At 63.7% G+C, this 25,757-nt stretch carries 21 protein-coding genes; 7 read left to right on the top strand and 14 right to left on the bottom strand.

Annotated elements, in window-relative coordinates; all coding sequences use genetic code 11:
* Nucleotides 1-4: 4 nt before the first annotated feature.
* The 4 genes from atuD to D3879_RS09800 all read right to left on the bottom strand — a co-directional run bounded on the left by atuD (nucleotide 5) and on the right by D3879_RS09800 (nucleotide 5,687).
* Nucleotides 5-1,165: a citronellyl-CoA dehydrogenase gene (gene atuD / locus D3879_RS09815; protein WP_119954070.1), complete on the bottom strand. Its 1,161-nt coding sequence runs from the start codon at nucleotides 1,163-1,165 to the stop codon at nucleotides 5-7.
* Nucleotides 1,166-1,236: 71 nt separating this feature from the next.
* Nucleotides 1,237-2,853: a geranyl-CoA carboxylase subunit beta gene (atuC, locus tag D3879_RS09810; RefSeq protein ID WP_119954069.1), complete on the bottom strand. Its 1,617-nt coding sequence runs from the start codon at nucleotides 2,851-2,853 to the stop codon at nucleotides 1,237-1,239.
* Nucleotides 2,854-2,857: 4 nt separating this feature from the next.
* Complete coding sequence (locus tag D3879_RS09805) at nucleotides 2,858-3,727, bottom strand: SDR family oxidoreductase (protein ID WP_119954068.1); 870 nt, start codon at nucleotides 3,725-3,727, stop codon at nucleotides 2,858-2,860.
* Between the two features lie 157 nt (nucleotides 3,728-3,884).
* Complete coding sequence (locus D3879_RS09800; protein WP_119954067.1) at nucleotides 3,885-5,687, bottom strand: acyclic terpene utilization AtuA family protein; 1,803 nt, start codon at nucleotides 5,685-5,687, stop codon at nucleotides 3,885-3,887.
* A 239-nt stretch (nucleotides 5,688-5,926) separates the two neighbouring features.
* Between D3879_RS09800 and D3879_RS09795 the strand changes: the two genes are divergently transcribed.
* The gene (locus tag D3879_RS09795; RefSeq protein WP_119954066.1) at nucleotides 5,927-6,550 is read left to right on the top strand and encodes a TetR/AcrR family transcriptional regulator; all 624 of its coding nucleotides are present in this window, start codon (nucleotides 5,927-5,929) and stop codon (nucleotides 6,548-6,550) included.
* A gap of 73 nt (nucleotides 6,551-6,623) precedes the next feature.
* Nucleotides 6,624-7,445 (top strand): substrate-binding periplasmic protein, encoded by an 822-nt coding sequence (locus tag D3879_RS09790; RefSeq protein ID WP_238474242.1) that lies wholly within the window; start codon nucleotides 6,624-6,626, stop codon nucleotides 7,443-7,445.
* On the opposite strand, the gene D3879_RS09785 is transcribed toward D3879_RS09790, so the two are convergent.
* The 3 genes from D3879_RS09785 to D3879_RS09775 form a co-directional block, all read right to left on the bottom strand.
* Nucleotides 7,396-8,154: a CPBP family intramembrane glutamic endopeptidase gene (locus D3879_RS09785; protein ID WP_119954064.1), complete on the bottom strand. Its 759-nt coding sequence runs from the start codon at nucleotides 8,152-8,154 to the stop codon at nucleotides 7,396-7,398. The two genes, D3879_RS09790 and D3879_RS09785, sit on opposite strands and share 50 nt — an antisense overlap.
* Before the next feature lie 99 nt (nucleotides 8,155-8,253).
* A complete protein-coding gene (locus tag D3879_RS09780; protein ID WP_147411120.1) occupies nucleotides 8,254-9,672 on the bottom strand; it encodes a hypothetical protein in 1,419 nt (472 codons plus the stop codon).
* A complete protein-coding gene (locus D3879_RS09775) occupies nucleotides 9,626-9,793 on the bottom strand; it encodes a DUF2897 family protein (RefSeq protein WP_119954062.1) in 168 nt (55 codons plus the stop codon). Before D3879_RS09775 ends, D3879_RS09780 begins: the two co-directional genes overlap by 47 nt.
* Nucleotides 9,794-10,178: 385 nt before the next feature.
* Here D3879_RS09775 and D3879_RS09770 point away from each other — a divergent pair, with 385 nt between their 5' ends.
* Both D3879_RS09770 and D3879_RS09765 read left to right on the top strand, forming a co-directional pair.
* On the top strand, nucleotides 10,179-11,483 hold the full coding sequence (locus D3879_RS09770; protein WP_119954061.1) for an ATP-binding protein: 1,305 nt from the start codon (nucleotides 10,179-10,181) through the stop codon (nucleotides 11,481-11,483).
* A gap of 1 nt (nucleotide 11,484) precedes the next feature.
* Nucleotides 11,485-12,399 carry a response regulator gene (locus D3879_RS09765; protein WP_119954060.1) on the top strand — a complete coding sequence of 305 codons (915 nt, stop codon included), beginning with the start codon at nucleotides 11,485-11,487 and terminating at the stop codon, nucleotides 12,397-12,399.
* 114 nt (nucleotides 12,400-12,513) lie between these two features.
* On the opposite strand, the gene gcvT is transcribed toward D3879_RS09765, so the two are convergent.
* The 7 genes from gcvT to D3879_RS09730 all read right to left on the bottom strand — a co-directional run bounded on the left by gcvT (nucleotide 12,514) and on the right by D3879_RS09730 (nucleotide 22,750).
* The gene (gene gcvT, locus D3879_RS09760) at nucleotides 12,514-13,632 is read right to left on the bottom strand and encodes a glycine cleavage system aminomethyltransferase GcvT (RefSeq protein WP_119954059.1); all 1,119 of its coding nucleotides are present in this window, start codon (nucleotides 13,630-13,632) and stop codon (nucleotides 12,514-12,516) included.
* 155 nt (nucleotides 13,633-13,787) lie between these two features.
* Nucleotides 13,788-15,164, bottom strand: coding sequence for an L-serine ammonia-lyase (locus tag D3879_RS09755; protein ID WP_119954058.1), 1,377 nt, complete (start codon nucleotides 15,162-15,164; stop codon nucleotides 13,788-13,790).
* A gap of 98 nt (nucleotides 15,165-15,262) precedes the next feature.
* Complete coding sequence (gene glyA, locus D3879_RS09750) at nucleotides 15,263-16,519, bottom strand: serine hydroxymethyltransferase (protein WP_119954057.1); 1,257 nt, start codon at nucleotides 16,517-16,519, stop codon at nucleotides 15,263-15,265.
* A gap of 69 nt (nucleotides 16,520-16,588) precedes the next feature.
* A complete protein-coding gene (gcvP, locus tag D3879_RS09745) occupies nucleotides 16,589-19,453 on the bottom strand; it encodes an aminomethyl-transferring glycine dehydrogenase (protein WP_119954056.1) in 2,865 nt (954 codons plus the stop codon).
* A 9-nt stretch (nucleotides 19,454-19,462) separates the two neighbouring features.
* Nucleotides 19,463-19,840, bottom strand: coding sequence for a glycine cleavage system protein GcvH (gene gcvH / locus D3879_RS09740; protein ID WP_119954055.1), 378 nt, complete (start codon nucleotides 19,838-19,840; stop codon nucleotides 19,463-19,465).
* A gap of 382 nt (nucleotides 19,841-20,222) precedes the next feature.
* Complete coding sequence (locus tag D3879_RS09735) at nucleotides 20,223-21,743, bottom strand: sigma-54-dependent transcriptional regulator (RefSeq protein WP_119954054.1); 1,521 nt, start codon at nucleotides 21,741-21,743, stop codon at nucleotides 20,223-20,225.
* 92 nt (nucleotides 21,744-21,835) lie between these two features.
* On the bottom strand, nucleotides 21,836-22,750 hold the full coding sequence (locus D3879_RS09730) for a LysR family transcriptional regulator (protein WP_119954053.1): 915 nt from the start codon (nucleotides 22,748-22,750) through the stop codon (nucleotides 21,836-21,838).
* 155 nt (nucleotides 22,751-22,905) lie between these two features.
* Here D3879_RS09730 and speB point away from each other — a divergent pair, with 155 nt between their 5' ends.
* The 3 genes from speB to D3879_RS26675 all read left to right on the top strand — a co-directional run bounded on the left by speB (nucleotide 22,906) and on the right by D3879_RS26675 (nucleotide 25,754).
* Nucleotides 22,906-23,877, top strand: a complete 972-nt coding sequence (gene speB, locus D3879_RS09725) for an agmatinase (RefSeq protein WP_119954052.1) — start codon at nucleotides 22,906-22,908, stop codon at nucleotides 23,875-23,877.
* Between the two features lie 97 nt (nucleotides 23,878-23,974).
* Nucleotides 23,975-25,483 carry an aldehyde dehydrogenase family protein gene (locus D3879_RS09720; protein ID WP_119954051.1) on the top strand — a complete coding sequence of 503 codons (1,509 nt, stop codon included), beginning with the start codon at nucleotides 23,975-23,977 and terminating at the stop codon, nucleotides 25,481-25,483.
* 97 nt (nucleotides 25,484-25,580) lie between these two features.
* Nucleotides 25,581-25,754 carry a hypothetical protein gene (locus tag D3879_RS26675; RefSeq protein ID WP_177412393.1) on the top strand — a complete coding sequence of 58 codons (174 nt, stop codon included), beginning with the start codon at nucleotides 25,581-25,583 and terminating at the stop codon, nucleotides 25,752-25,754.
* Nucleotides 25,755-25,757: the final 3 nt, after the last annotated feature.

The following is a 25,757-nucleotide window of genomic DNA, read 5'->3' as shown; positions in this document are numbered from 1 at the left end:
GGCCTCAACCTTTCTTCTTGCCAGGCAGAATGCCCATCAGCTTGCAGATGATGCCGAGCATGATTTCGTCGGCGCCGCCGCCGATGGAAACCAGGCGCACGTCGCGGTAGGCGCGCGACACCGGGTTGTCCCACATGAAACCCATGCCGCCCCAGTACTGCAGGCAGCTGTCGCTGACTTCACGGCCGAGGCGGCCGGCCTTGAGTTTGGCCATCGAGGCCAGCTTGGTGACATCCTGGCCGCGCACATACATCTCGGTGGCCTGGTAGACGATGGCGCGCAGGCATTCGATTTCGGTCGAAAGCTCCGCCAGGCGGAAGTGGATGACCTGGTTGTCGATCAGCGCATTGCCGAAGGTTTTGCGCTCCTTGCAGTACTCGATGGTGCTGTCGACGCAGTACTCCAGGCCCTTGATCATGTTGGCGGCGCCGAACAGGCGTTCTTCCTGGAACTGCAACATCTGCATCATGAAGCCGGCGCCTTCGTGGCCGATGCGGTTGCGCTGCGGGACGCGAACGTTGTCGAAGAACACCTGGGCGGTCTCCGAGCTGCGCATGCCGAGCTTGTCCAAGTGCGGGCTGAGGCTGATGCCTGGGGTGTTCATCGGCACCACGATCAGCGATTTGTTGACGTGGGGTTTGTCGTCCGAGGTATTGGCCAGCAGGCACATGAAGTCGGCGGACGGCGAGTTGGTGATCCACATCTTGCTGCCGTTGATGACATAGTCGTCGCCGTCTTTACGGGCGGTGGTCTTCAGCCCAGCGACGTCGGAGCCGGCGCCGACTTCGGAGACGCCGATACAGCCGACCATCTCACCGCTGATCGCCGGGCGCAGGAACTCTTCGCGCAACTCATCGGAGCCGAAGCGGGCCAGGGCCGGGGTGCACATGTCGGTTTGCACGCCGATGGCCATCGGGATGCCGCCGCAATGGATGGTGCCGAACTCTTCCGCGGCGACGATCGAGTAGCTGTAGTCGAGCCCCATGCCGCCGAATTTTTCCGGCTTGGAGATGCCCAGCAGACCTAGGTCGCCGGCCTTCTTGAAAATCTCGTGGATGGGAAAGGTGCCGGCCTTTTCCCATTCGTCGACGTGCGGGTTGATTTCCTTGTCGACGAAATTACGGACGGTGCGGCGTAGTTCTTCGTGTTCCTGGGTAAAGATCATCTTCTTGTTCTCCTATGTACGGTTCTCCCTCTCCCTTTCCCTTTCTCTTTCAAAGAAGGGGGGAGAGGGGATTAAAAGCGTGCAACTCCGAACGTGTTTTGTTTCAACGGACGCGCTTCGGCCTCCGCGCAGATATCGAGCAGGTAACCAAGCAATTTACGCGTATCGCGCGGGTCGATCAGGCCGTCGTCCCACAGGCTGGCGGTGCCGTACAGCGCGCTGGACTGGCTGTCGAGTTTTTGCGCGGTGACGCTTTCCAGCATGTCGAGCATCTTCGGGTCGGCGTCTTTGCCTTCCTTGCGGTGTTTATCCTCGGTGACGATGCGCAGCACCTTGCCGGCCTGGGCGCCGCCCATCACTGCCGTGCGGCTGTTTGGCCAGGCGAAGATGAAACGTGGGTCGAGACCGCGGCCGCACATGGCGTAGTTGCCGGCGCCGTAGGAGCCGCCGACGACGATGGTCAGCTTCGGTACGCGGGCGTTGGCCACCGCCTGGATCAGCTTGGAGCCGTGCTTGATCACACCATGCTGCTCGGACTCGGTGCCGACCATAAAGCCGGTGGTGTTGTGAAAGAACAGGATCGGCGTATTGCTCTGGTCACAGAGTTGGATGAACTGCGCGGCTTTGACCGCGCCCTTCGGCGTGATCGGCCCGTTGTTGCCGATAAAGCCGCAGGGCTGGCCTTCGATCTGCAGGTGGCCGCAGATGGTCTGGTTATCGAACTCCGGCTTGAAGTCGAGATACTCCGAACCGTCGGCGATACGGGCGATGATCTCGCGCACGTCGTAGGGCTTCTTCGGATCGGCGGGGACAATGCCGAGCAGTTCCTCGACCGGATACAGCGGTTCCTTGAAGGCTTTTTGTTGGCGCTGCGGCAGCTGCGCGTTCCACGGCAGCATGCCGACGATTTCCCGCGCGATGCGCACGGCATCGGCGTCGTTCTCGGCCAGGTACTCGGCGGTGCCGGCGATCTGGGCGTGCATCTCGGCGCCGCCGAGTTCTTCATCGCTCGCTACTTCACCGGTGGCGGCTTTCAGCAGCGGCGGGCCGGCGAGGAACATCTTGGCCTTGCCACGGACCACCACCACGTAATCCGACAAGCCTGGCTGGTAAGCCCCGCCGGCGGTGCTGGAGCCATGCACCACGGTGATTTGCGGCAGCCCCATGGCCGACATCCGGGCCTGATTGGCGAAGCCGCGTGCGCCTTCGACGAAAATATCCGCCGCGTAATTGAGGTTGGCGCCGCCGCTTTCCGCCAGGGTCACCACCGGCAGTTTGTTCTCGAAGGCGATCTGTTGCAGGCGCAGGGTTTTCTTCAGGCCGCTGGGCGAGATGGTGCCGCCCTTGATCGCGCTGTTGCTGGCATTGATCAGGCAGCGCACGCCGGCGATATAACCGATGCCAGAGATGATCCCGCCGCCGGCCTGGGTGCCATCCTTGTCGTCATGCAATTTATAGCCGGCCAGCGAGGCCAGTTCGAGGAACGGCGCGCCGGGGTCGAGCAGCAGGTTCAAGCGCTCGCGGGGCAGCAGTTGGCCGCGCTTGTCGAACTTGGCTTTGGCTTCAAAGGCCTTATCCAGCACCTTCTGTTCGATCTCGCGAAAGCTGGCAATGGTCGCCAGCATGGCCTCGCGGTTCTGCGCGAAGCCTTCGCTGTGGGCGTCTACTTCAGACTGAATAACCGCCATCGCGTTACTCCTGGTCCTTCAATACATCGGGCAGGAAAGCCCGGTGGAAACCGTTGTAGGACGTGCTGTTTTGCGCCTTGTGCAGCGGCCAGGCGCGGCTGCCCTGGGTGGCGGCGCCGTCGATGCGAATGGTGTTGCCGCTGATAAAGGCTGCACCCGGCGACAGCAGGAAGACGATGGCCGCCGAGACTTCCGACTCTGTGCCGATGCGCTTCAACGGCACGTGCTCGCGGAGGGTGGGAATCACCGCCTTGAACGCGCCTTCGTAGGTGTCCATGCCACTGGAGGCGATCCAGCCCGGCGCCACGGCATTCACCCGCACCCCGGCGTAACCCCACTCGAACGCCGCAGTCTTGGTGAAGTTCTCCATGCCCGCGCGGGCGGCGCCGGAGTGGCCCATGCCGGGCATGCCGCCCCACATGTCGGCGAGCATGTTGACGATGCTGCCGCCGTGCTTGCTCATGGACTGGTTGAACACTTCACGGGCGACCAGGAAGCCGCCGACCAGATTGGTACGCACCACGGTCTCGAAGCCTTTCTGGTTGATCGAGGCGAGCGGGGCGGGGTACTGGCCGCCGGCGTTATTGACCAGATGGTGGATCGGCCCGCGTTCGGCAAGCACCGCGGCGACCATGGCCTTGACCGAGTCTTCTTCACGAATATCGCAGACTTGCCAGCTGACGCTGCCGCCGTCCTCGACGATTTCGCCGGCAGTATTTTCCAGCTTGTCCAACTTGCGCCCGACCAGTACCACATGGGCGCCGAGGGCCGCCAGTTCATGCGCGGTGCACCGGCCAATGCCGCTACCGCCACCAGTGACCAGGATGGTCTGGCCGCTGAACAGGCCGGATTTGAAGACTGAGTCGTATGCCATGTCGATCGTTTCCCTATTCGTCTCTCGTAGGGTGGGTTAGGCTTCTGGCCGTAACCCACCATCGGTACCGTCAGGTACCGCCTGACACTGAGTGGCCGGCTCGGTGAGCCGGTTGGTGGGTCACGCCTGCGGCTAACCCACCCTACGTTCTACAAAGTCAGTTCACTTCATCCGCCAGTGCTTTGGGCACCGGCACCGGGAATTCCAGGAGTTGCTGGGCGAAGGCCTTGCCTTGTGGGTCGATGCGCAGGCTGGCGACACCGCCGCCGCCCAAGGCGTTCTCCAACAGGAAGTTCAGGCCATGGCAGCCCGGCAAGTACCAGCGGCTGATGCGCCCGGTCTGCGGGTCGAGCACATGGTTCATCCAGTCGGCGAGTGCTTCGACGCTAAGTGCCTCGGCGATCCAGGGCAGGTACTCAGGCTTGCGCGCCATGACCCCGATATTGCTGTGGTTGCCCTTGTCGCCGGAGCGCGCCACCGCCAGTTTGATCAGGGGTACGCTGGCATCGGCAACTCCATTTGCAACTGGGTGCGGCTGTTCGGGTTCGCTGGTGTCAGGCAGGAAGGCTGGGTCGTAGGTGGCGAGTTGTGGCAGGGCTACCGCGTGGCGTTCGCCGTTAAGCTCGACCTCAAGTTGGCAGGCACTCTTATCGACCAGGAAGGAGAACAGGCGGATCACCGGGTACACCGTCGGGCGGCCGCCGACGATGCCGGTCAGCCCTGGCGCCATACCAGTGGCGGCCTGGGCGATCTCGCGGGAGAACAGCACCAGCGCTTCTTTCTTGCTGTGGCGCACGGCCAGCTTGATCACCACTTCGCGGGTGTCTTTGCGTCGGCCGTGGGGGCCGTACGTCGCTTCGCTGCCGAGCAACTCGACGCTGACTTCCCGATAAGGCCCCCAGCCGCGTTCGGCAAAAATTTCCTCGGTTTTTCGGATGATCGCCTGACTCACCCGTTCGGCCTTTTTCACCGCATCGATCCCGGCGATCAGGCAACTGGCGGTGCAACGGAAGCCGTCTGGATGGGTGGCCGACACCTTGTACTGCGCGGTGGCTGGCAGACCCTTGGCGCCTTGCAGTTGCACGCGGTTGACGCCGACCTGGGTGAGGCTGACCTGGCTGAAGTCACAGACCACATCCGGTAATAAATAGGCGCGCGGGTCGCCAATCTCATAGAGCATCTGCTCGCCAACGGAGAAAGGCGTGACCAAACCGCCGGAACCATCCGGTTTAGTCACGACAAAACGGCCATCGGCTTCCACCTCGATCACCGGGAAGCCGATATGTTCGTAATCCGGCACCGACTCCCAGTCGGTGAAATTACCGCCGGTGCACTGCGCGCCGCATTCGATGATGTGCCCGGCCAGTGCGGCCTGGGCGAGCTTGTCGTAATCGCTCCAGCTCCAGCCGAACTCATGCACCAGCGCGGCGCTGACCACCGCGCTGTCGACCACGCGGCCAGTGATGACGATGTCGGCGCCTTGCTTGAGCGCTTCGACAATTCCCGGGGCGCCGAGGTAGGCGTTGACCGATACGCACAGCGGCGGCAGCGCGGCGCCGGTGAACATCTCGCTGATGCCAGCTTTGCTCAGCTCGGCGAGCTTTGGCTGCAGGTTGTCGCCGTGCAGCACGGCGATCTTCAACTGCACGCCGGCCTTTTCGCAGGCAGCGGCCAGAGCGCTGGCGCAGGCTTGCGGGTTGACCCCGCCAGCGTTGCTGATCACCCGGATGTTCTTGGCGGCGATCTCTTGTAGCAGCGGCGCAAGCACTTCGATGAAGTCGCCGGCATAGCCTTGCTCGGGATTTTTCATCCGCGCGCCGGCCATCAGCGACATGGTGATCTCGGCCAGATAGTCGAACACCAAATAATCGAGGTCGCTGCCACGGACCAACTGAGCGGCGGCGGTGGAGGTGTCGCCCCAGAAAGCAGAGGCGCAACCGATGCGTACGGTCTTGGTCATTGGAGTTATCCGCAACATCTGAAGTGGTGCGATAAACACTACCAAGCAAGCGCTTGGTTGAAAAGCCCTGCGAGTGAGCTTTCTAACCTAAAGAATGGCCAAGCGCTTGCTTGGTCGGCCCTTCAAGCATAAATTTCACCAATAACGACAAGCACTTGCCGGCATCTCGTGAACCCTCGGCGCGCTTTGCCGGGTTTGCAGGTTGCGCAAGCGATAAGACAGGCGGGAGAGAGACAAGCGTGGATGATCAACAAGCCCAGGCGGTGATGCGTGACTTGGTAGCCAGCGGCCAGCTCACTGACCCGGACAGCGCGCGCGGCAAGCTGCTGCAGACCGCCGCGCACCTGTTTCGCAGCAAGGGTTACGAGCGCACTACGGTGCGCGATCTGGCTGGCGCTGTGGGCATTCAGTCCGGCAGCATCTTTCATCACTTCAAGAGCAAGGATGAAATCCTCCGTTCGGTCATGGAGGAAACCATCCGCTACAACACGGCGTTGATGAATGCGGCCTTGGCCGAGGCGGACAACGTCCGCGAGCGGGTGCTGGCGCTGATTCGTTGCGAGCTGCAATCGATCATGGGTGGCACTGGCGAGGCAATGGCAGTGCTGGTCTACGAGTGGCGTTCATTGTCCGATGAGGGCCAGGCCTACATCCTCGATCTGCGCGATACCTACGAACAGATCTGGCTCAAGGTACTGGGCGAGGCCAAGAGTGCCGGTTACTTCAACGGCGATCCGTTCATTCAGCGGCGTTTTCTCACCGGGGCATTGTCCTGGACCACCACCTGGTTCCGCCCGGAAGGGCCGATGACTCTGGATCAGTTGGCTGAAGAAGCGTTGTCCTTAGTCATCAAGGCAAGCTGAAGTCATCAAGGCAAACTGAAACGTCCTGTACATCGGTTTTTGAGCGCTCTAATAAGGATATTGGGGGTTGATGATGTTAACTCTGCGGCGGGCCTTGGAAGGTGTTTTGCTGGTGCTCTGCTCAAGCCTTTGCTTGCCCGCCGGGGCTGAGCAGTTGGTGCGGGTTGGGTCGGTGTATTTCCCGCCTTATGTACTCAAGCAAGAGCAGGGCAAGGTGGACAGGGGCTTGTTGCCCCAGCTGCTCGATGCGCTCAATCAGGCACAAAACGAGTATCGCTTTGTAGCGGTGCCGACCTCGCTGCCCCGACGTTACCGCGACTTCGAGCAGGGCCGGATCGACATGGCGATCTTCGAAAATCCGCAATGGGGTTGGCAGAAGGTTGCCCACACCGCAGTCGACATGGGCCTGGAGGATGCCGAGGTATTCGTGGCTCGGGCCGAGACAGGTCGCGATCAGAGCTATTTCACCACGCTGCAAGGCAAGCGTTTAGCACTCTACAGCGGCTATCACTATGCCTTTGCCGGCTTTAATGCCGAGCCCAGGTTTCTTGCCCAGAACTTCAACGCCAAGCTGACCTATTCCCACGACAGCAACCTGTCGATGCTGTTGCGCGGGCGGGCGGAGATCGCTCTGGTGACCCGCTCGTATCTGAGCGATTTCCTGGCGCGTCATCGCGAAACCGCCAGCCAGTACTTGGTTTCTACGCGCACTGATCAAACCTATCACCACTACGCCCTGTTGCGCCCGCAAGCGCCGATCAGCGCCCAGGCGTTGAGCGCGCTGTTACAGACGCTGCGCAGTAGCGGGCAATTGGCGGATATCTTCGGCCGCCATCAGATCGCTGTTATGCCAGTCGCAGCGGATAGCTCAGTAGCAACAGGTGGAGCAGATTGACCGCGCCATGCAGAGCCATGGCCACGCTCAAGCGACCGCTGTAGTGGAAGGCCAGCCCGTAACCCAGCCCAGCCACACCGGCGACCAGGGCGAACAACGGACTAAAGGGGACATGCACGGCGCCGAATAGGCTGGCCGTCAGCACGATCCCCGGCCAAGTGCCCAGGCGGGCCACTAACGCCGGTTGCAGCCAAGTGCGAAATAACAGCTCCTCCGCCAGCACAGCCACCCCGAGATTCACCAGCAGCCAGAGCATCAAGCCTGCTGGCCATTTCGGCTGCCAGTCGACCAAACCTAGAACCAGGGCCAGCAACGGCACTGCCAGCAAGGTTATCAGCACGACCCAGCCGACCCGCTGGGGTTGAAACGCGGACGTAGTTTTTTGGCCGAGCCACCAGGCGAACAATGTCAGGCCGACCAGCAACTTGTCCCACGACAGACGTAGGGCGTAAGGCGCGGCATCGGCGCTGAGCTGGCGCGGCGGCCAGAGTTGCCAGGGTTGGAAACCGGGCAGCAGATGGGCGGCGAGGGCGATGCTGGCAAGAAAGCTCAGTGTCCACCAAAGCTTTTTTGGCAGATGCCCCTGCGCGAACAACAGAAAGCCGGCAAACAGGCCGCCGCAGGCCAGGCCCACCGGTTGGATAAAACCGAGGGCGAAACCTAGTGCCAGACCCAGGGTTGGCAGGAGTAGACGTAGATGCAGCGGCATGGCAGCTCCTTTTGCGCTGCCAGAGTCTACAGATGAGTGTGAAGGAGTGGGCGCGGCTGAGCTCAATATCGGTATGCCACCCGTGGGGCGTGCTCGTGCTCAGGGCGCGGAGAAATACCGGTCTAACAGCGCTGGATCATCGAACTGCGCGCGGCCGTAGAAGGCTGTGGCGTGCCGGCCCCATTGGCGCATGGCGCCAGGTGAAACGACCCCGGAAGGCCACAGCAGCCAACGTTCCAGGCGCTCGCTGCCAGACACCAGGCCATCGCTGGCATACAGGCTGCGCTGGCCTTGCGGATGACGCAGCTGGCGCAGGCTGCTGAGTTCGCGCTGTTGATAGCCGATGGCGGGGTACTGCGGGCGGCGCCCGTCGACCCACAACACACTGTGTTCGCCCGCGCTCAGCCAGAGTGTCGGCGCTTGGTCGCCGGGGGTTTCGATACGCTGCGCCGTGCGTGCTTCCAGTTCCGTCGGTTGGCGAAACTTAAATGGCGAATCTGCCGGAAGGAAGAAGCTATGCCAGCAGCCGCACGGGTGGATGCTGTCGTACAGCAGCGCTTGCCCATGCTCGCCCAGGGTGACGCGCCAGATCAGACCATCCAGCTCGCCGCCGTAGATATCCAAGGGCTGTGGTTTGGGTCTCTGGCTGAACCAGAACTGATAGATCAACTGCAGATGCCAGTGCCCGTCGAGCTTGCTCCAGCCGAGTTGTTGAAACAGCTGCGGCGCCAGCTGATCGAAGTCGCGTTGGCCATCGGGCAGGAAAAATGGGCTGCCTAGGCGGTCGGCGTGGCTGCGTTGGGCGATCCGCAGCCATGGCGCATGGCGGGCGAACAGGGCGGCGCGCTGCTGCGGGTCAGGCTGCGGCAAGCCCAAGGCATCCTCATGCAGCGGAGTGCTGAACGCCGCTGTGTTAGGCAGTGGCTGATACGCCAGCCAGTTTGCGCGATCCACCGGCTCTTGTGCCTTGGCCGCCTCGGCCTGCCAAGCCGCGATGAGGCGTTGATAGAGCGGTTTGAACAGCGGATAGAGGCCCAGCGTGCGTGCCCAATCGCGGTAATCGTCAGGCATCTGTGCCGCAGCGACGGCGTTGTTAAAGCCATGCTGGTTGTGCAGCAAACGCTCTTGCTGCGCCGAGCGGCAGTTTTGCAGCTGGCTTTGTCGCGCGGGGCTGTTCCAGTCCTGTTGTGTCCGCGGCGGTAGATTGCCCAGTTCAATGGTGCTGGCCTCCACGTCGCGTTCGGCCAGGCGTTGCAACCACAGGCGGCGCTGCTCGGGGCTCTGCGCGGTCGGGCCAAGAGCGGCCAGCACGCGGTCGCTGCGCAGCCCATAAAAACCGGCTAATGGCTGATATTGGGCGTCGTGGCTGACCGCGCTGATGCGATCGCGCGCAGCGAACAGCGCGGCGCAGTCGTCGCTTGGGGCAGGGGGGAGACGGGTGCAGCCGGCCAGCAGCAGAAGTATGGCGAGGCTAACGGTCGCGCTCGTCCTTGGCGTCCATCTCGGCGTTGCGTTCATGGATGCGTTTCAGTTGTTCGTCGGTCAGCGGTAACTTCTTTGCGGTGTCCCGCAACATGAGCAAACCACCGACGATTGAGCCGATGGCAAGAACCATAATCAGCCAAGCGTACCAAGGCATAGCGTTCTCCCTGATTTGCGATTAACAACAAGTCGCGGTCAACAGCAGACCGTTCGCGTCACTACACAGTTTCGATCATCCAGCGTTTCGAGTGTTACTGAAATCTTTGCGTGTTTTCACCATACGCTCAGGCCCCCGGCGCTGTCAGAGAAAAGGCTATTCACCGATTACCGGGAGGCGTGAGGGGTTAACACCGGAGAGGCAATCCGCCGGCGTCCATGTAGGAGCGAATTTATTCGCGACGGGGCAGCACCGAGTCGCTTTTGTTCGCGAATAAATTCGCTCCTACACTCAGCAAAGCGCTGGGCAGGTGTGACAGCTGTCACATGCTGGCAACTTGGCACTGTTTGAATGGCCGACTCCTCACTCTGGGAAGTGTTCGCCAATGATCGCCGCCAGTGCTCTAAGTCGCCTGCTCAAACCTGTCGCGCCGCTGTTGCCCACTATGAGTATCAGCGATGTGGCCGACCGTTTGCTGACGCCCGAACACAAGGCCTTTCTCTCCCTGCCGGTGGTCGACGCTGCGGAGCGCCCGGTTGGCCTGGTCAGCCGCTCCAAGCTGCAGGACATCTTCATGCAGCGCTTCGGTCGCGACTTGCGCGGCCGCCACCCGATCCATGAGGTGATGAATCCGGCGCCGCTGGTGGTCAGCCTGGACACCAGCCTGGACAACGCGGCCAAGCAGATCACCGGCCAGCTGCAATATCCGATCACCGAAGACTTCATCCTGGTCGATGCAGCGGGTCGCTACCGAGGTATCGGCACGGTGCTCGACCTGCTCAAGGCCATGGAAGCGCGTATCGCCCAGCGCAACGCGGTGCTGCGCAAGGCCTTGGTCGATCTCAAGGAGTCGCAGACCCAACTGGTGCAGTCGGAAAAAATGGCTTCCCTCGGGCAGATGGTCGCCGGCGTCGCCCACGAGTTGAACACCCCACTGGGTTACGTGAAAAACAACGTCGAATTGCTGCGTGAGTTGAGTGCGCCGCTGTTTCTGTTGGCCGAGACGCAGGCCACGCTGGCCGATTGCCTGAACGACCCGGCCTGCTCCGAAACGGACTTGGCTCAGGCGCTGGAACAGGCCGCCAGTGCTCGCGAACAGGCCGCGCCAGAGTTGCTGGTGGAGGACTTGAGCCAGTTGTTCAGCGACACCCTGTATGGCCTGGGGCAGATCGCCGAATTGGTCGTCGGCCTCAAGGATTTCGCTCGCCTGGATCGCGCCATGAGCGAAGAAGTCGATCTGAATGACTGTATCCGCAGCGCGCTGGTGATCGCCCGCAACAGCATCAAGGACAAGGCCGAAGTCGTCTCGCAACTCGGCGAGCTACCGCGCATTGCCTGCGCGCCTTCGCAGATCAACCAGGTGCTGCTCAACCTGCTCACCAATGCCGCCCAGGCGATCGACGGTTTCGGCCAGATTCAGCTGAAAACCTGGGCCGACGAGGCGGCGGTGTTCGTCTCGGTACAGGACAACGGCCGCGGCATGCCGCCGGAGGTGCTGGCGCGGATCTTCGATCCGTTCTTCACCACCAAACCGGTCGGGCAGGGCACCGGCCTGGGCCTGTCGATCAGCTTCAAGATCATCCAAGACCACGGCGGCCTGATCCGCGTCGCCTCTGAACCGGGGCGTGGTACGCGGTTTTTGCTCCGTCTGCCGCGCGCACAAGCCGCCGAACTGAAATGGAGTGCCTGAGATGAGCCTGCCGATCCGCATCCTCTTTATCGACGACGAGGAGCGCATTCTGCGTAGCCTCGCCCTGCAGTTCCGGCGCCAATACGAGGTGTTGACCGAAAGCGATCCGCGCCGCGCCCTGGAACGGCTGAAAAGCGAGCCGGTGCATATCATCGTCAGCGACCAGCGCATGCCGCAGATGAGTGGCGCGCAACTGCTGGCGCAGGCCCGTGAGATCGCGCCGGAAACCCTGCGCATTCTGCTCACCGGCTACTCGGATCTGGATGCGGCCGTCGAAGCGCTGAACAGCGGCGGTATTTTCCGTTACCTGACCAAACCCTGGGATCAGCAGGAAATGGCCTTCACCCTGCGCCAAGCCGCCGAAATTGCCGCACGCCAGGCGCAAGCGCCGGTGACGGCCGCGACCAGCGAATTGTCTGCGCCATTGAATGTGCTGCTGTTGGATGAGGATGCCGACACGCAGGCCTGCGTCGGCGACTTCTGCAGCGCAGGCGGCCACCGTCTGCTGCGCGCGCGCAATGTGGCCGAGGCCTTGGCGCTGCTGAACCTGGAACCGGTACACCTGTTGGTCAGCGATCTTAAACTGGCCGGCGAAGACACTGCTCCCTTGCTGAAAAGCCTGGCCCAGGCCCATCCACGTTTGCTTAGCCTGGTGGTCACGCCGTTCTGTGATACCCAGGCGCTGTTGAAGTTGATCAACGAGGCGCAGATCTTTCGTTACCTGCCCAAACCGATCCGTCGCGGCTTGTTCGAAAAGGGCCTGAAAGCGGCGGCTGAGCAGGCGCTGATCTGGCGGGCAGAGCCTGCGCAGGTGGTGAGTCGTGCGGCTGCAGCCCCCAAGGATGAGCGCGAGAGGGAGAAGGTGGGAAGTTTGCTGGGCATGCTGGGGCGTTTGCGCGAGCGGTTGACGGCGTAGGTTGGCGCGTAGGTTGGTGCTGAACGCAGTGATGCCCAACAAGGAGTCGCCCCGCGACTCCCGTGCTCAGCACCAACCTACGCACCAACCGACGGGCTGTCTCCTCCCAGCGATTTAGCCGCGGTAGTAACGCTGCGGCACGAAGGGAGTCTTGGCGACCTTCATCGGCACGCGTTTACCACGCACCACGGCCCACACTTCGCTGTCGAGGGCGCTGTGGGCGCTGTCCAGATAACCCATGGCCAGCGGCGCGCCCAAGGTCGGGCCGAAGCCGCCGCTGCAGACCTGGCCAATCACCGTGCTGTCGGCATCGACGATTTCGCTGCCTTCACGCACCGGCGTGCGCTCTTGCGGCAGCAGGCCGACACGTTTGCGCGGTACGCCGTTTTGCTGTTGCGCGAGGATGCGTTCGGCGCCGGGGAAGCCGCCGGCACGCGCGCCGCCAGCGCGGCGAGCTTTCGAGATGGCCCAGGCCAGGCCCGCTTCTATCGGCGTGGTGGTGCTGCTCATGTCATGGCCGTACAGGCACAGGCCGGCTTCCAGGCGCAGCGAGTCACGCGCACCGAGGCCGATAGGCTGCACTTGCGGCTCAGCCAGCAGGCTGCGCGCCAGCGCTTCGGCGTGCTCGGCCGGGACGGAGATTTCAAAGCCATCTTCGCCGGTGTAGCCGGAACGGCTGACGAAGCAGTCGACATCAAGCAGGCGCACGCGGGCGAACTGCATGAAGGTCATCTGCGCGACTTCCGGCGCCAGGCGCGCCAGTACCTTGACCGCGGCCGGGCCTTGGAGGGCGAGCAGGGCGCGGTCGAAGAGCGGTTCAACTTCGCACTGGCCGGCCAGGTTGCGTTGCAGGTGCGCCAGGTCTTCGTGTTTGCAGGCTGCGTTGACCACCAGGAACAGGTGGTCGTAGGCATTGGCCACCATCAAGTCGTCGAGGATGCCGCCTTCCTCGTTGGTGAACATGGCATAGCGCTGCGTGCCCACCGGCAGGTCGACGATGTCGACCGGCACCAGGCGTTCCAGCGCCTGGGCGGCGCCTTCGCCACGCAGGATGATCTGGCCCATGTGCGAGACATCGAACAGGCCGGCCTGGTCGCGAGTGTGCTGGTGCTCTTTGAGTACGCCGAGCGGGTATTGCACCGGCATGTCATAACCGGCGAAGGGCACCATGCGCGCGCCGAGTTCCAGGTGCAGGGCGTGTAGAGGCGTTTTCGCCAGGGTTTCGATGGTCATGCAAAGCTCCGATAGGTTTTTCCTGCTCTTGAGAGAGGAGGTGTAAAGGGTTGCCCTCTCCCCAACCCTCTCCCGTAAACGGGAGAGGGGGTTGTCCGGCGCGGTGTCACTCCCCTCTCCCATTCATGGGAGAGGGGTCGGGGGAGAGGGTTGCGTCAGCATTCGATGATGTTGACCGCCAGGCCGCCGCGGGCGGTTTCCTTGTATTTGCTGCTCATGTCGGCACCGGTCTGGCGCATGGTGCGGATCACCTTGTCGAGCGAGACGTAGTGCTGGCCGTCGCCGCGCAGGGCCAGGCGTGCGGCGTTGATCGCCTTCACCGAGCCCATGGCGTTGCGTTCGATACAGGGCACTTGTACCAGCCCGCCGATTGGGTCGCAGGTCAGCCCGAGGTTGTGTTCCATGCCGATTTCCGCGGCGTTCTCCACCTGCTGCGGGGTGCCGCCGAGCACTTCGCAGAGTGCCCCGGCCGCCATCGAACAGGCCACGCCGACTTCGCCCTGGCAGCCGACTTCGGCGCCGGAGATCGAGGCGTTTTCCTTGTAGAGAATGCCGATCGCCGCAGCGGTGAGCAGGAAACGCACCACGCCGTCGTCGTTCGCCCCGGGGATGAAACGCGTGTAGTAGTGCAGTACCGCCGGGACTATTCCCGCGGCACCATTGGTCGGCGCGGTGACGACCCGGCCGCCGCTGGCGTTTTCCTCATTGACCGCGAGGGCGTAGAGGTTGACCCAGTCGAGCACGCTCAGGGAGTCACGCAGCGCAGCTTCCGGGTGTTGGCAGAGTTGCCGATACATGGCCGCGGCACGCCGTTTGACCTTGAGCCCGCCGGGCATGATGCCCTCGTTGCGGCAGCCGGCCTCGACGCAGTCCTGCATCACCTGCCAGATCCGCAGCAGGCCGGCGCGGGTTTCCGCTTCCGGGCGCCAGGCGGACTCGTTGGTGAGCATCAACTGGCTGAAGGAGATGCCCTGTTCGACACAGTGGGCCAGCAGTTCCTGGCCGCTCTTGAACGGGTAGGTCAGGGGCGTGCGGTCTTCGACGATGCGGTCGGCGCCGGCGGCGTCCGAGTCGACCACGAAACCGCCACCGACCGAGTAGTACTCGCGGCTACGGATCTGTATGCCGGCCGCATCGAAGGCGCGAAAGATCATGCCGTTGGGGTGGAAGGCCAGCGGTTTGCGGATCATTGCCAGGTGTTCTTTTTCGACGAAGTGAATCGGCCGCTCGCCCAGCAGATTTAGCTGGCCGGCACTGCGGATAGCCTCCAGCCGCGTGTTGATGGTGGTGGTGTCCACCGTGTCCGGGTGTTCACCTTCCAGGCCGAGCAGCACCGCCTTGTCGCTGCCGTGACCTTTGCCGGTGGCACCGAGGGAACCGTACAACTCCACTTTTACCGTTATCGTGGCGTTCAGCAGATCGTCGCGGCGCAGGCCTTCGGCAAAGCGCGCGGCCGCGCGCATGGGGCCAACGGTGTGCGAACTGGACGGGCCGATACCGATCTTGAACAGGTCAAAAACGCTGAGTGACATGGTTATCTCCGATGCTTCGTCGGGCTTCCCCACCTGCGGCTTCTCTTCTGGAGGGAGAGGGAAATGCGCGCGCAAGCGGTAGCGCCGAGCAGAAGCTCTTAATCAGCATAGACCGGGAAGTCGGCGCACAACGCGGCGGCCTGCCTGGCGACTTGCGCCTCGACATCGGCATCGCCGAGGTGATCGAGGATGTCGCAGATCCAGCCGGCCAGTTCGATGCTCTGGGCTTCCTTGAAACCACGACTGGTGATCGCCGGCGTACCGATCCGCAGCCCGGAGGTAACGAACGGCGACTGCGGGTCGTTCGGTACGGCGTTCTTGTTCACGGTGATCCCGGCACGGCCCAAGGCGGCGTCGGCGTCTTTGCCGGTCAGGCCCTGACGGATCAGGCTGACCAGGAACAGGTGGTTGTCGGTACCGCCGGAGACCACGTCGTAGCCACGCTCGATAAAGACCTTAGCCATCGCCTGGGCGTTCTGGATCACTTGTGCCTGATAGCTCTTGAAGCCCGGTTCCAGCGCTTCCTTGAAGCACACGGCCTTGGCGGCGATCACGTGCATCAGCGGGCCACCCTGGCCGCCGGGGAATACTGCGGCGTTGAGCTTCTTCTCCAACTCCGGGTTGGCCTTGGCCAGGATCAGGCCGCCGCGCGGGCCGCGCAGGGTCTTGTGGGTGGTGGTGGTGACCACATCGGCGAAGGGAATCGGGTTCGGGTACAGACCGGCAGCCACCAGCCCGGCGACGTGGGCCATGTCGACGAACAGGTAGGCGCCAACCTTGTCGGCGATGGCGCGAAAGCGCGGGAAATCCAGGGTCTTCGAGTAGGCGGAGAAGCCGGCGATGATCATCTTCGGCTGGTGCTCGACGGCCAGACGCTCGACTTCGTCGTAATCGATCAGCCCGGTAGCGGTGTCGATGCCGTACTGCACGGCGTTATACAGCTTGCCGGAGAAACTGACTTTGGCACCGTGGGTCAGGTGACCGCCGTGGGCCAGGCTCATGCCCAGCACGGTGTCGCCGGCTTGCAGCAGGGCCAGATAGACCGCGGCGTTGGCCTGGCTGCCGGAGTGCGGCTGGACGTTGGCATAATCGGCGCCGAACAGCTGTTTGGCGCGGTCGATGGCCAGTTGCTCGACCACATCGACGTGCTCGCAGCCGCCGTAGTAGCGCTTGCCCGGATAGCCTTCGGCGTACTTGTTGGTCAGCCCGCTGCCTTGCGCTTCCATCACCCGCTGACTGGTGTAGTTCTCCGAGGCGATCAGCTCGATGTGGTGCTCCTGCCGCGCTTCCTCGGCATTCATCGCCGCCAGCAGTTCGTCGTCGTAGCCTTTGATCTGGTCGTGCTTGCTGAACATTGCGCAATCCTCTGTTGTTCTTGTCGGGCGCCCTTTGCCCTTCACGGGCGCGGGGCGCTGTGCGGGAGGTCAGGCCTCCTGGTAGGCCTCGATGGACGGGCAGGCGCAGACCAGGTTGCGGTCGCCGAAGACGTTGTCGACGCGACCGACCGGCGGCCAGTACTTGGCTTCCACCAGGCTGGCGACCGGGTACACGGCCAGCTCGCGGCCGTACGGGTGGGTCCACTCGCCCACCAGTTCGGCGGCGGTGTGCGGCGCGTTCTTCAGCGGGTTGTCCTCGCGGTCCAGCTCGCCACTTTCAACGGCACGGATTTCCTCGCGGATGCGGATCATCGCGTCGCAGAAACGGTCCAGCTCTTCCTTGGCTTCGCTCTCGGTCGGCTCGATCATCAGCGTGCCGGCCACCGGGAAGGACATGGTCGGCGCGTGGAAGCCGAAGTCGATCAGGCGCTTGGCCACGTCGTCGACGCTGATGCCGCTGCTGTCCTTCAGCGGGCGCAGATCGAGGATGCATTCGTGGGCCACCAGGCCGTTGCTGCCGCTGTAGAGCACCGGGTAGTGCTCCTCGAGGCGACGGGCGATGTAGTTGGCGTTGAGGATCGCCAGCTGCGAGGCACGGCGCAGGCCGGCGCCGCCCATCATGCGGATGTACATCCAGGTGATCGGCAGGATGCTGGCGCTGCCGAACGGCGCGGCACTCACCGCCCCGATCTTGCGCTCCATCTGTGCGTGACCGGGGAGGAAGGGCGCCAGGTGCGCCTTGACGCCGATCGGGCCGACGCCCGGGCCGCCACCACCGTGGGGAATGCAGAAGGTCTTGTGCAGGTTCAGGTGCGAGACGTCGCCGCCGAACTTGCCCGGTGCGCAGAGGCCGACCATGGCGTTCATGTTGGCGCCGTCGATATACACCTGGCCGCCGTTGTCGTGGATGATCGCGCAGATCTCGCGGATGCCTTCCTCGAACACTCCGTGGGTGGACGGGTAGGTGATCATCAGCGCGGCGAGACGGTCCTTGTGCTCCCCGGCCTTGGCGCGCAGGTCGGCGATATCGACGTTGCCGCGGGCGTCGCAGGCGGTGACCACCACGCGCATGCCGGCCATGTTGGCGGTGGCCGGGTTGGTGCCGTGGGCGGAGGAGGGAATCAAGCAGATGTCGCGCTGATCATCGCCGCGGCTGTGGTGGTAGGCGCGAATCGCCAGCAGGCCGGCGTATTCGCCCTGGGAACCGGCGTTGGGTTGCAGCGACACGGCGTCGTAGCCGGTGGCGGCGCAGAGCATGGCTTCCAACTCGTCGGTCAGCTGCTGGTAGCCCTGGCTCTGCTCGGCCGGGGCGAAGGGGTGCAGGTTGCCGAACTCGGCCCAGGTCACCGGGATCATCTCGCTGGCGGCGTTCAGCTTCATGGTGCAGGAGCCCAGCGGGATCATGCTGCGGTCCAGCGCCAGGTCCTTGTCGGCCAGCTTGCGCAGGTAGCGCATCAGCTCGGTTTCCGAGTGGTAGCGGTTGAATACCGGGTGGCTGAGGATCGCCGACTGGCGCAGCAGCGCGGTCGGCAGGCGGCTGGGGATGCTCGCGGCCAGGGCGGCGAAGTCCGGCAGCGCCTGGCCCTCGGTGAACAGCGCCCAGAGCTGCTCGATGTCGGCCTGGCTGCTGGTTTCGTCGAGAGACAGGCCGAGGCGGCCGCCATCCACTTCACGCAGGTTGATTTGCGCGGCGCGGGCCTTGGCGTGCAGCTCGGCGGTCTGGCTGCCGCTGGCGACGGTCAGGGTGTCGAAGAAGCTTTGCTGCTCCACGGCATGGCCGAGCTTGGCCAGGCCCTGGGCGAGGATCGCGGTAAGCTGGTGCACGCGCCGGGCTATGCGGGTCAGCCCCTGCGGGCCGTGGTAGACGGCGTACATGCTGGCGATGTTGGCCAGCAGCACCTGCGCGGTGCAGATGTTGCTGGTGGCCTTCTCGCGACGGATGTGCTGCTCGCGGGTCTGCATGGCCAGGCGCAGGGCCGGCTTGCCGTGGCGGTCGATGGAGACGCCGACCAGGCGGCCCGGCATGTCGCGCTTGAAGGCGTCGCGGGTGGCGAAGTAGGCGGCGTGCGGGCCACCGAAACCGAGCGGCACACCGAAGCGCTGGGCGCTGCCGATGGCCACGTCGGCACCGAATTCGCCGGGTGGGGTGAGCAGGGTCAGGGCCAACAGGTCGGCCGCCACCGCCACCAGGGCATTGGCGGCGTGGAAGCGCGCGACCAGTTCGCGGTAGTCGAAGACATCGCCATTGCTCGCCGGGTATTGCAGCAGGGCGCCGAAGTAGGCGCTGGCGTCGGTGATCTCGGCTTCGTCGCCAACCACTACCTCGATGCCCAGGGGTTCTGCGCGGGTGCGCAGCACGTCGAGGGTCTGCGGGTGGCAGTGGCGCGAGGCGAAGAAGGCGTTGCTGGCCTTGTTCTTCGACAGGCGCTTGCAGAAGGTCATGGCCTCGGCGGCGGCGGTGCCTTCGTCGAGTAGCGAGGCGTTGGAGATCGGTAGGCCGGTGAGGTCGCTGATCAGGGTCTGGAAGTTCAGCAGGGCTTCCAGGCGCCCCTGGGAGATTTCCGGCTGGTAAGGGGTATAGGCGGTGTACCAGGCGGGGTTTTCCAGCAGATTACGGAGGATCGGCGAGGGCGTATGGGTGCCGTAGTAGCCCTGGCCGATGTAGTTCTTGCACAGCTGGTTCTTGCTGGCGATAGCCTTGATCGCGGCGAGGGCGTCGGCCTCGCTCTGGCCGGCGCCCATCTCGAGCACGCTGGTGCCCTTGATGCTGTCGGGGATGACGCTGGCGCTCAGGGCTTCGAGGTCGGCGAAGCCGAGCAGGTCGAGCATGGCCTGTACATCGGCGTCACGCGGGCCGATATGGCGCGCGATGAATTCGTTGGCGGTGCCGAGGAAAGGGGTCTTGATGGGCATGGTCGGTCCTCAGCCGTTGGCTTTGACGAGTGCTTCATAGCCGGCCTGGTCGAGCAGGTCGGCCAGCTGGCTGGTGTCGGCCGGGCGCATGCGGAAGAACCAGCCGGAGCCAAGAGCGTCCTCGTTGACCAGATCGGGGGAATCTTCCAGGGTCTGGTTCACTTCGACCACTTCGCCGTCCAGCGGCATGGCGATGTTGCTGGCGGCTTTCACCGATTCCAGTACCGCGACTTCCGCGCCGGCGCTGTATGCACCGAGTTCCGGCAGCTGAACGAAGACCACGTCGCCCAGCGCTTCCTGGGCGAAGGGGGTGATGCCAACAGTGAGCAGACCATCGGCTTCCAGACGCAGCCATTCGTGATTGACGGTAAAACGCAATTCGGTCATGTGAACTCCTCAACGGGTATGACTCGCCCGGTTCTTGTGCCAGACGATGATTCCGGTGCTCGTGCCGGGCAGCGAGCGTTGCTGGGGGAGTTCTTTAGCAAGCCGGGTGCCAATCATGTTTATTGCTTAAGAATCAGCTGGTTGGCTTGTTTTTGAGTGGGTTATGAATGCGCTTGCGTAATGAGTTCAATACAGCGCCTTGGCTAACTGAGGGCGTGGGGCTGGCAAGGCTCCGAATGGTGCGGGTTACGAGGGGTTGTTTTGAATTCGATACGCTGTCGCGATTTCGATACGGGTGATTTGGAGTAGGAGCGAGCTCTGCTCGCGATGCTTTTGCTTAAAGGGCTTCGCGAGCAGAGCTCGCTCCTACAGGGGGCGTGGCTCAGGCCTTGCCGGGAATGCCGTATTTGCGCAGGCGGTTGGCGATGGCGCTGTGCGAGGTGCGCAGGCGGGCGGCCAGTTGCCGGCTAGAGGGGTAACTGCGGTAGAGCTTGGCCAGCAGCTCCTTCTCGAAACCTTGCATGGCCTCTTCCAGGCTGCCGACCTCGCCGTCGCCCTGCCGGGCCATGGCGGTGCTGGCGATATCCAGGTCGTCGAGCGCCACCTGCGGGTTCTCGCAGATGGCGGCGGCGCGGAAGATCACGTTCTGCAACTGGCGGACGTTGCCCGGCCAGTGGTTGCCGAGCAGCGCCGGGTAGGTGCCGGGAGCCAGGTGGCAGGGCGGGCGCTGGATCTGGGTGCAGGCCTGCTGCATGAAGAAGTGCGCCAGCAGCAGGATGTCCTGGCCACGTTCGCGCAGCGGCGGCACTTCCAGGTTGAGCACGTTGAGGCGGTAGAACAGGTCTTCGCGGAAGCTGCCTGCGCCGACCATCCTCTCCAGGTCGCGGTGGGTGGCGCTGAGGATGCGCACATCGACCTTCACTTCGCGGTCGCCGCCGACCCGGCGGAAGCAGCCGTCGCTGAGAAAACGCAGCAGCTTGGCCTGCAGGTAGGGCGACATCTCGCCGATCTCGTCGAGGAACACCGTGCCCTGGTTGGCCAGCTCCAGCAGGCCGGGCTTGCCGCCGCGCTGGGCGCCGGTGAAGGCGCCGGGGGCGTAGCCGAACAGTTCGCTCTCGGCCAGGCTCTCCGGCAGGGCCGCGCAGTTGAGGGCGAGGAACGGTGCGTCGCGCCTGGCGCTGATGGCGTGGCAGGCACGGGCCACCAGTTCCTTGCCGGTGCCGGTTTCGCCATGGATCAGCAGCGGCGCATCGAGGCCGGCGATGCGCTGGGCGCGGGCCTTGAGGGTGCGGATCGGCTGCGAATCGCCGAGCAGGGCATCGAAACCTTCGGCATGGTCGTGATGCAGGGCGGCCAGGCGCCCGCCGATGCGATTGGGCGGGTAGAGGGTGAGGAGAGCGCCGGTCAAGTGCTCGCCCTCGTTGATCGGCACGGCATCCAGCAGCAGCGCCTCGCCGTTGAGGGTGACTTCGCGCAGCGGCAGACGGAAGCCATGCTCGATCAGCGCCTTTGGCAGGGCCGGGTCGACGAAGAGCTCGGCCAGGGGCTGCCCGGCCGGATCATGGCCGCAAAGGGCGCTCAGGGCCGGGTTGGCCAGCAGCACCAGACCGTCGCGATCCACCGTCAGCACCGGGTCGCTCATGGCGGCCAGCAGGGCGTCGAGCTGCAGGTGACGGCGCTGGCCGGGGAGGATGTCGACGATGGTCACGGCCTGCACGCCTGCGACCTTGTGCAGGGCCTCGCGCAGTTCGTCGAGCACCTCGGGGCTGAGGGTCGGCGCGTCGATGTAGACGTTCGGCGGCGCCATCTCCACCGCGTCCAGATTCAGGCTGCGGCCGCCGAGAAGGGCGAGGACCTCCTGGGTGATGCCGACGCGGTCGAGGAAGGTGACGTGGATGCGCATGGGGAAACCTGCAAGGGTGGCGAACGGTCCATCGAGGCGAAGGAGTATGCCGGGCCAGCTGCGCTTGTGGCGAGCAAGCCGGCGCGGGTGTGCTAGGCGCGGACCGGGTTGCGCGAACAGGTCGCCAGGTCCTCGAGGAAGGCCCGGAGAATCGGCGGTGGGGCCACGCCGCGACGAGTGATCACATCGAATGGCGACATCAGTTGCAGGCTCTCCGGCCCCAATTGCTGCATGTCGCCGGTCCTCACCCACTGGGCGGCGAAGTGCACGGGCAGGAAGCCGATGTAGGCCCCGGAGATGATCAGGATGGCCAGGGCCTCGATGTTGTCCACCGTGGCCGCCGCCTTGCTGACGCCTAGATGCTCCAGGTCGTATTGCTGCATATAACCCCTGGCGACGATACGGCTCTCGGCGATCTCCTCGAGCAGCTCGGAACTCTCGGCCTGGCTGCCGAACAGCGGGTGGCGCCGACCGCAATACAGACCCAGCGCCTCCTGATAAAGCGGCAAGTACGACAGGCCGGGAACGTGGATAGGGAAGTGCCCGATGGCCAGGTGCAGGCGGCCGTCGAGCACGCGCTCCTCCAGTTCCGCGGGGGCGCCGACATAGACGTTGAGATGCACGTCGTGCCCCCTGGAGACGAAGCGCTGGGTGGTCTTCGGCAGGGGCGAGTCCGGGTCGCTGATGGTGGAGTCGATGATGCCGAGGTTGAGCTTGCCGGTGATGTACTGCTTGAGCACATCGGCATCCATGCAGAAGTTATCCACTGCCGATAGCAGGCGCTGGGTGGCTTCATGGATCGCTACGCCTTGCTCGGTCAGACGAAAGCCACTGCGGCCGCGCTGGCAGAGCTTGACCCCGAGCCGGGTCTCCAGATGGGTCATCTGTTCGCTGATGGTCGACTGGCCGGCATTCAAGGCCGCCTGCGCGGCGGAAAAACCGCCGCATTTGACGATGGTGGCAAACACCCTGAGCAGTTTCAGGTCGACATCGTGCAGTTGAATCACCCCGAACCTCCCGCCTGTTGATGCATCGGTAATGCCGATATGAGTATCTGATGTTTAGCATTTTTTCCACGAAAACCTGCGCCCATAGTCACTCCAACGGCGGTCGCTTATTAGCTCCGCCCCTCGCCGATAACAAGAAGTGGAGATGCATGAGCATGTCGAAGCACGGTTATGAATCAGGTCGCTTGAACCTGCCGTTCGTAGGTCACTGCACCTTTGCCAAATCCCCTGTGTGCACCGATTGGGATGCGCTCGATGCAGACGTGGCCATCCTTGGAGCGCCCAACGACATGGGTACCCAGTGGCGTTCCGGCGCACGTTTTGGGCCACGCGGGATTCGCGAGGCATCGACGCTGTTCTCCTTCGGCCACGCCGGAGCTTATGACCACGAAGATGACGTCATGTACCTGACCGCGTCGGACGTGCGTATGGTGGACGTCGGTGACGCCGATATCGTGCATACCGACATGGCCACGAGCAACGCGAACACCGAGTTCGCCGTCCGCAAGATTCTTGAGGCCGGCACCATGCCGGTGGTGCTCGGTGGCGATCACTCGATTCACGCGCCGGTGATCAAGGCTTTCGAGGGGCGCGGCCCGATCCATATCATCCACTTCGATGCGCACCTGGACTTCGTCGACGAGCGCCATGGCGTTCGCTATGGCCATGGCAATCCGCTGCGCCGCGCTTCGGAAATGAACCATATCGTCGGCATGACCCAGATGGGCATCCGCAACGTGTCTTCTTCCAATCGCGATGACTATGAAGCCGCCCATGCCGCCGGCTCGAAGATCCTTTCGGTACGGGATGTCCGTCGCCTCGGTACCGAGGGCGTGTTGGAGCTGATCCCGCAAGGCGTCAACTACTACATCACCATCGACATCGATGGCTTCGACCCCTCCATCGCGCCTGGCACCGGCACTCCCAGCCATGGCGGATTCCTCTATTACGAGGTGCTGGAAATCATCCAGGCCCTGGCCAAGCGCAGCCAAGGCAACATCGTCGGCATGGATCTGGTCGAGGTCGCGCCCGTCTATGACCCGGCCGGGGTCACCTCGATTCTCGCCGCACAACTGCTGCTGAACAGCATCGGTTTCATCTTCCACGAGCGCGCCTGCGCCCGTTAACCGTCGACACCAGCGCCGTGCTCGGTGCGAGCGCGGGCCGATCATCGAACAACAGTTGGCTCGGCGTGACCGCAACCGCCGGCCAGAGGGAATGACAGTGGACAGCAACGTCAAAGAGTATCTGCAGACATTCGGGGTATCCGAGGCCACCCAGCGGTTCCTCTCCAAAGCCCAGAAGATGTTCATCGGTGGCGCCTGGGTGGAGGCCAGCGACGGCGGCACCGCCGATGTGATCGAGCCGTCGACCGAGGGTCTGATCACCCGTATCCCCATGGGCACTACGGCCGATCTCGATCACGCCGTGCAAGCCGCCCGTGCACAGTTTGACGGTGGTACCTGGCGCCTGCTGAAGCCGCTGGAGCGCGAGCGTCTGCTGCAGCGCCTGGCCGACTTGATCGAGAGCCACGCCGCCGAGTTGGCCGAGATCGAGTCGATCGACATGGGCAAATCGGTGGCCCATGCGCGCGACGTCGATATCCAGGGCACGGTCGATACCTTCCGTTATTTCGCCGGCTGGGCCACCAAGCTCCACGGGCGCACCGTCGAGCCGTCGCTGCCGGGTAACTACCTGGCCTATACGCGCAAGGAGCCGGTGGGCGTGGTCGGTGCCATCGTGCCGTGGAACTTCCCGCTGCAGACCATGGCCTGGAAGCTCGGCGCCGCACTGGCCACCGGCTGCACCGTGGTGGTCAAGCCGGCCGAGCTGACCTCGTTGTCGGCCCTGCGTTTCGCCGAACTAGTGCAGGAAGCGGGCATCCCGGACGGGGTGGTCAACATCGTCACCGGGCGCGGCACTGTGGTCGGTGCGGCGATGGCGACGCACCCCGGCATCGACAAGCTCACCTTCACCGGTTCGACGCCGGTCGGCCGCACCGTCGGCCGCGCAGCGGTGGACGAGATGAAACGGTTGACCCTCGAGCTCGGCGGCAAGTCCCCGGTTATCGTGCTCGCCGATGCCGACCTGCCGGCCGCCGCCCAGGCCGTGGCCAACGGGGTGTTCTTCAACTCCGGGCAGGTCTGTGATGCCGGCACCCGCGCCTACATCCACCGCAGCATCTACGACGAGTTCCTGCGCGAGCTGGTCGCCTACACGCGGACGCTGAAGATGGCGCCAGGCCTCGATCCCGACTGTTTCATCAGCCCGCTGGTGTCGAAGCAGCAGCAGGAGCGGGTGCTGGACTACATCGAAATCGGCAAGCGCGAGGGCGCCGAAGTCTATTACGGCGGCCAGCCCGTCGAGGGCCCCGGCTACTTCGTCGAGCCGACCATCTTCGCCCATTGCCGCAATGATATGCGCATCGTCCAGGAGGAGATCTTCGGCCCGGTGCTGGTTACCGCGCCCTTCGACAATGACGAAGAGGCGCTGGCCCTGGCCAACGACTCGCCCTACGGGCTGGCCGCCGCACTCTATTCCAACGACCTCAACCGCGTGCACGGCCTGATCCCGCGGCTGCGAGCGGGCTCGGTGTACGTCAATGCCCACAGCACCATCGACCCGTCGATGCCGTTTGGTGGTTTCAAGCAGTCCGGGTTCGGCAAGGATCTCGGTCCCGAACAGCTCGATTACCTGCTGGAGACCAAGGCGGTCTGGATAACGCTGCCCTGAGAGACGGGGCAGTCCATTTACCTGCAGCACGACAGAACGTCGATATGCCGGGATGCATCGCGTAGCTCACAACAAGAACCATATGAGGTTATGCCAGATGAACAGCCAAGCGGACATCGCAAGAGCGCAAGAGTTGGAAAGACGTATCCGCGTCTATGAGGAGATGGAGAGCAACAACGAATGGCCGGGGGCGCTGAATGCCACCGACTACACCGCAATCACCCTGATGACGCTGGTGCTGGTCGCCGGCTTCTACCTCTGGGGGTATTGAGCC

The sequence above is a fragment of the Pseudomonas cavernicola genome (genome assembly GCF_003596405.1).
GTDB classification, from domain to species: Bacteria; Pseudomonadota; Gammaproteobacteria; order Pseudomonadales; family Pseudomonadaceae; genus Aquipseudomonas; species Aquipseudomonas cavernicola.
The sequence above is the reverse complement of the archived record's forward strand: the minus strand, read 5'-3'. Positions and strand labels throughout refer to the sequence as shown.

Excerpts from the sequence above, each read along its gene's own strand:
- D3879_RS09755 (WP_119954058.1), bottom strand. The coding sequence starts at position 15,164 with ATGTCACTCAGCGTTTTTGACCTGTTCAAGATCGGTATCGGCCCGTCC.
- D3879_RS09805 (WP_119954068.1), bottom strand. The coding sequence starts at position 3,727 with ATGGCATACGACTCAGTCTTCAAATCCGGCCTGTTCAGCGGCCAGACC.
- atuC (WP_119954069.1), bottom strand. The coding sequence starts at position 2,853 with ATGGCGGTTATTCAGTCTGAAGTAGACGCCCACAGCGAAGGCTTCGCG.
- D3879_RS09790 (WP_238474242.1), top strand. The coding sequence starts at position 6,624 with ATGTTAACTCTGCGGCGGGCCTTGGAAGGTGTTTTGCTGGTGCTCTGC.
- D3879_RS09735 (WP_119954054.1), bottom strand. The coding sequence starts at position 21,743 with ATGCGCATCCACGTCACCTTCCTCGACCGCGTCGGCATCACCCAGGAG.
- D3879_RS26675 (WP_177412393.1), top strand. The coding sequence starts at position 25,581 with ATGAACAGCCAAGCGGACATCGCAAGAGCGCAAGAGTTGGAAAGACGT.
- D3879_RS09770 (WP_119954061.1), top strand. The coding sequence starts at position 10,179 with ATGATCGCCGCCAGTGCTCTAAGTCGCCTGCTCAAACCTGTCGCGCCG.
- gcvH (WP_119954055.1), bottom strand. The coding sequence starts at position 19,840 with ATGACCGAATTGCGTTTTACCGTCAATCACGAATGGCTGCGTCTGGAA.
- D3879_RS09775 (WP_119954062.1), bottom strand. The coding sequence starts at position 9,793 with ATGCCTTGGTACGCTTGGCTGATTATGGTTCTTGCCATCGGCTCAATC.
- D3879_RS09800 (WP_119954067.1), bottom strand. The coding sequence starts at position 5,687 with ATGACCAAGACCGTACGCATCGGTTGCGCCTCTGCTTTCTGGGGCGAC.
- D3879_RS09780 (WP_147411120.1), bottom strand. The coding sequence starts at position 9,672 with ATGAACGCAACGCCGAGATGGACGCCAAGGACGAGCGCGACCGTTAGC.
- gcvT (WP_119954059.1), bottom strand. The coding sequence starts at position 13,632 with ATGACCATCGAAACCCTGGCGAAAACGCCTCTACACGCCCTGCACCTG.
- gcvP (WP_119954056.1), bottom strand. The coding sequence starts at position 19,453 with ATGCCCATCAAGACCCCTTTCCTCGGCACCGCCAACGAATTCATCGCG.
- speB (WP_119954052.1), top strand. The coding sequence starts at position 22,906 with ATGTCGAAGCACGGTTATGAATCAGGTCGCTTGAACCTGCCGTTCGTA.
- atuD (WP_119954070.1), bottom strand. The coding sequence starts at position 1,165 with ATGATCTTTACCCAGGAACACGAAGAACTACGCCGCACCGTCCGTAAT.
- D3879_RS09785 (WP_119954064.1), bottom strand. The coding sequence starts at position 8,154 with ATGCCGCTGCATCTACGTCTACTCCTGCCAACCCTGGGTCTGGCACTA.
- D3879_RS09765 (WP_119954060.1), top strand. The coding sequence starts at position 11,485 with ATGAGCCTGCCGATCCGCATCCTCTTTATCGACGACGAGGAGCGCATT.
- glyA (WP_119954057.1), bottom strand. The coding sequence starts at position 16,519 with ATGTTCAGCAAGCACGACCAGATCAAAGGCTACGACGACGAACTGCTG.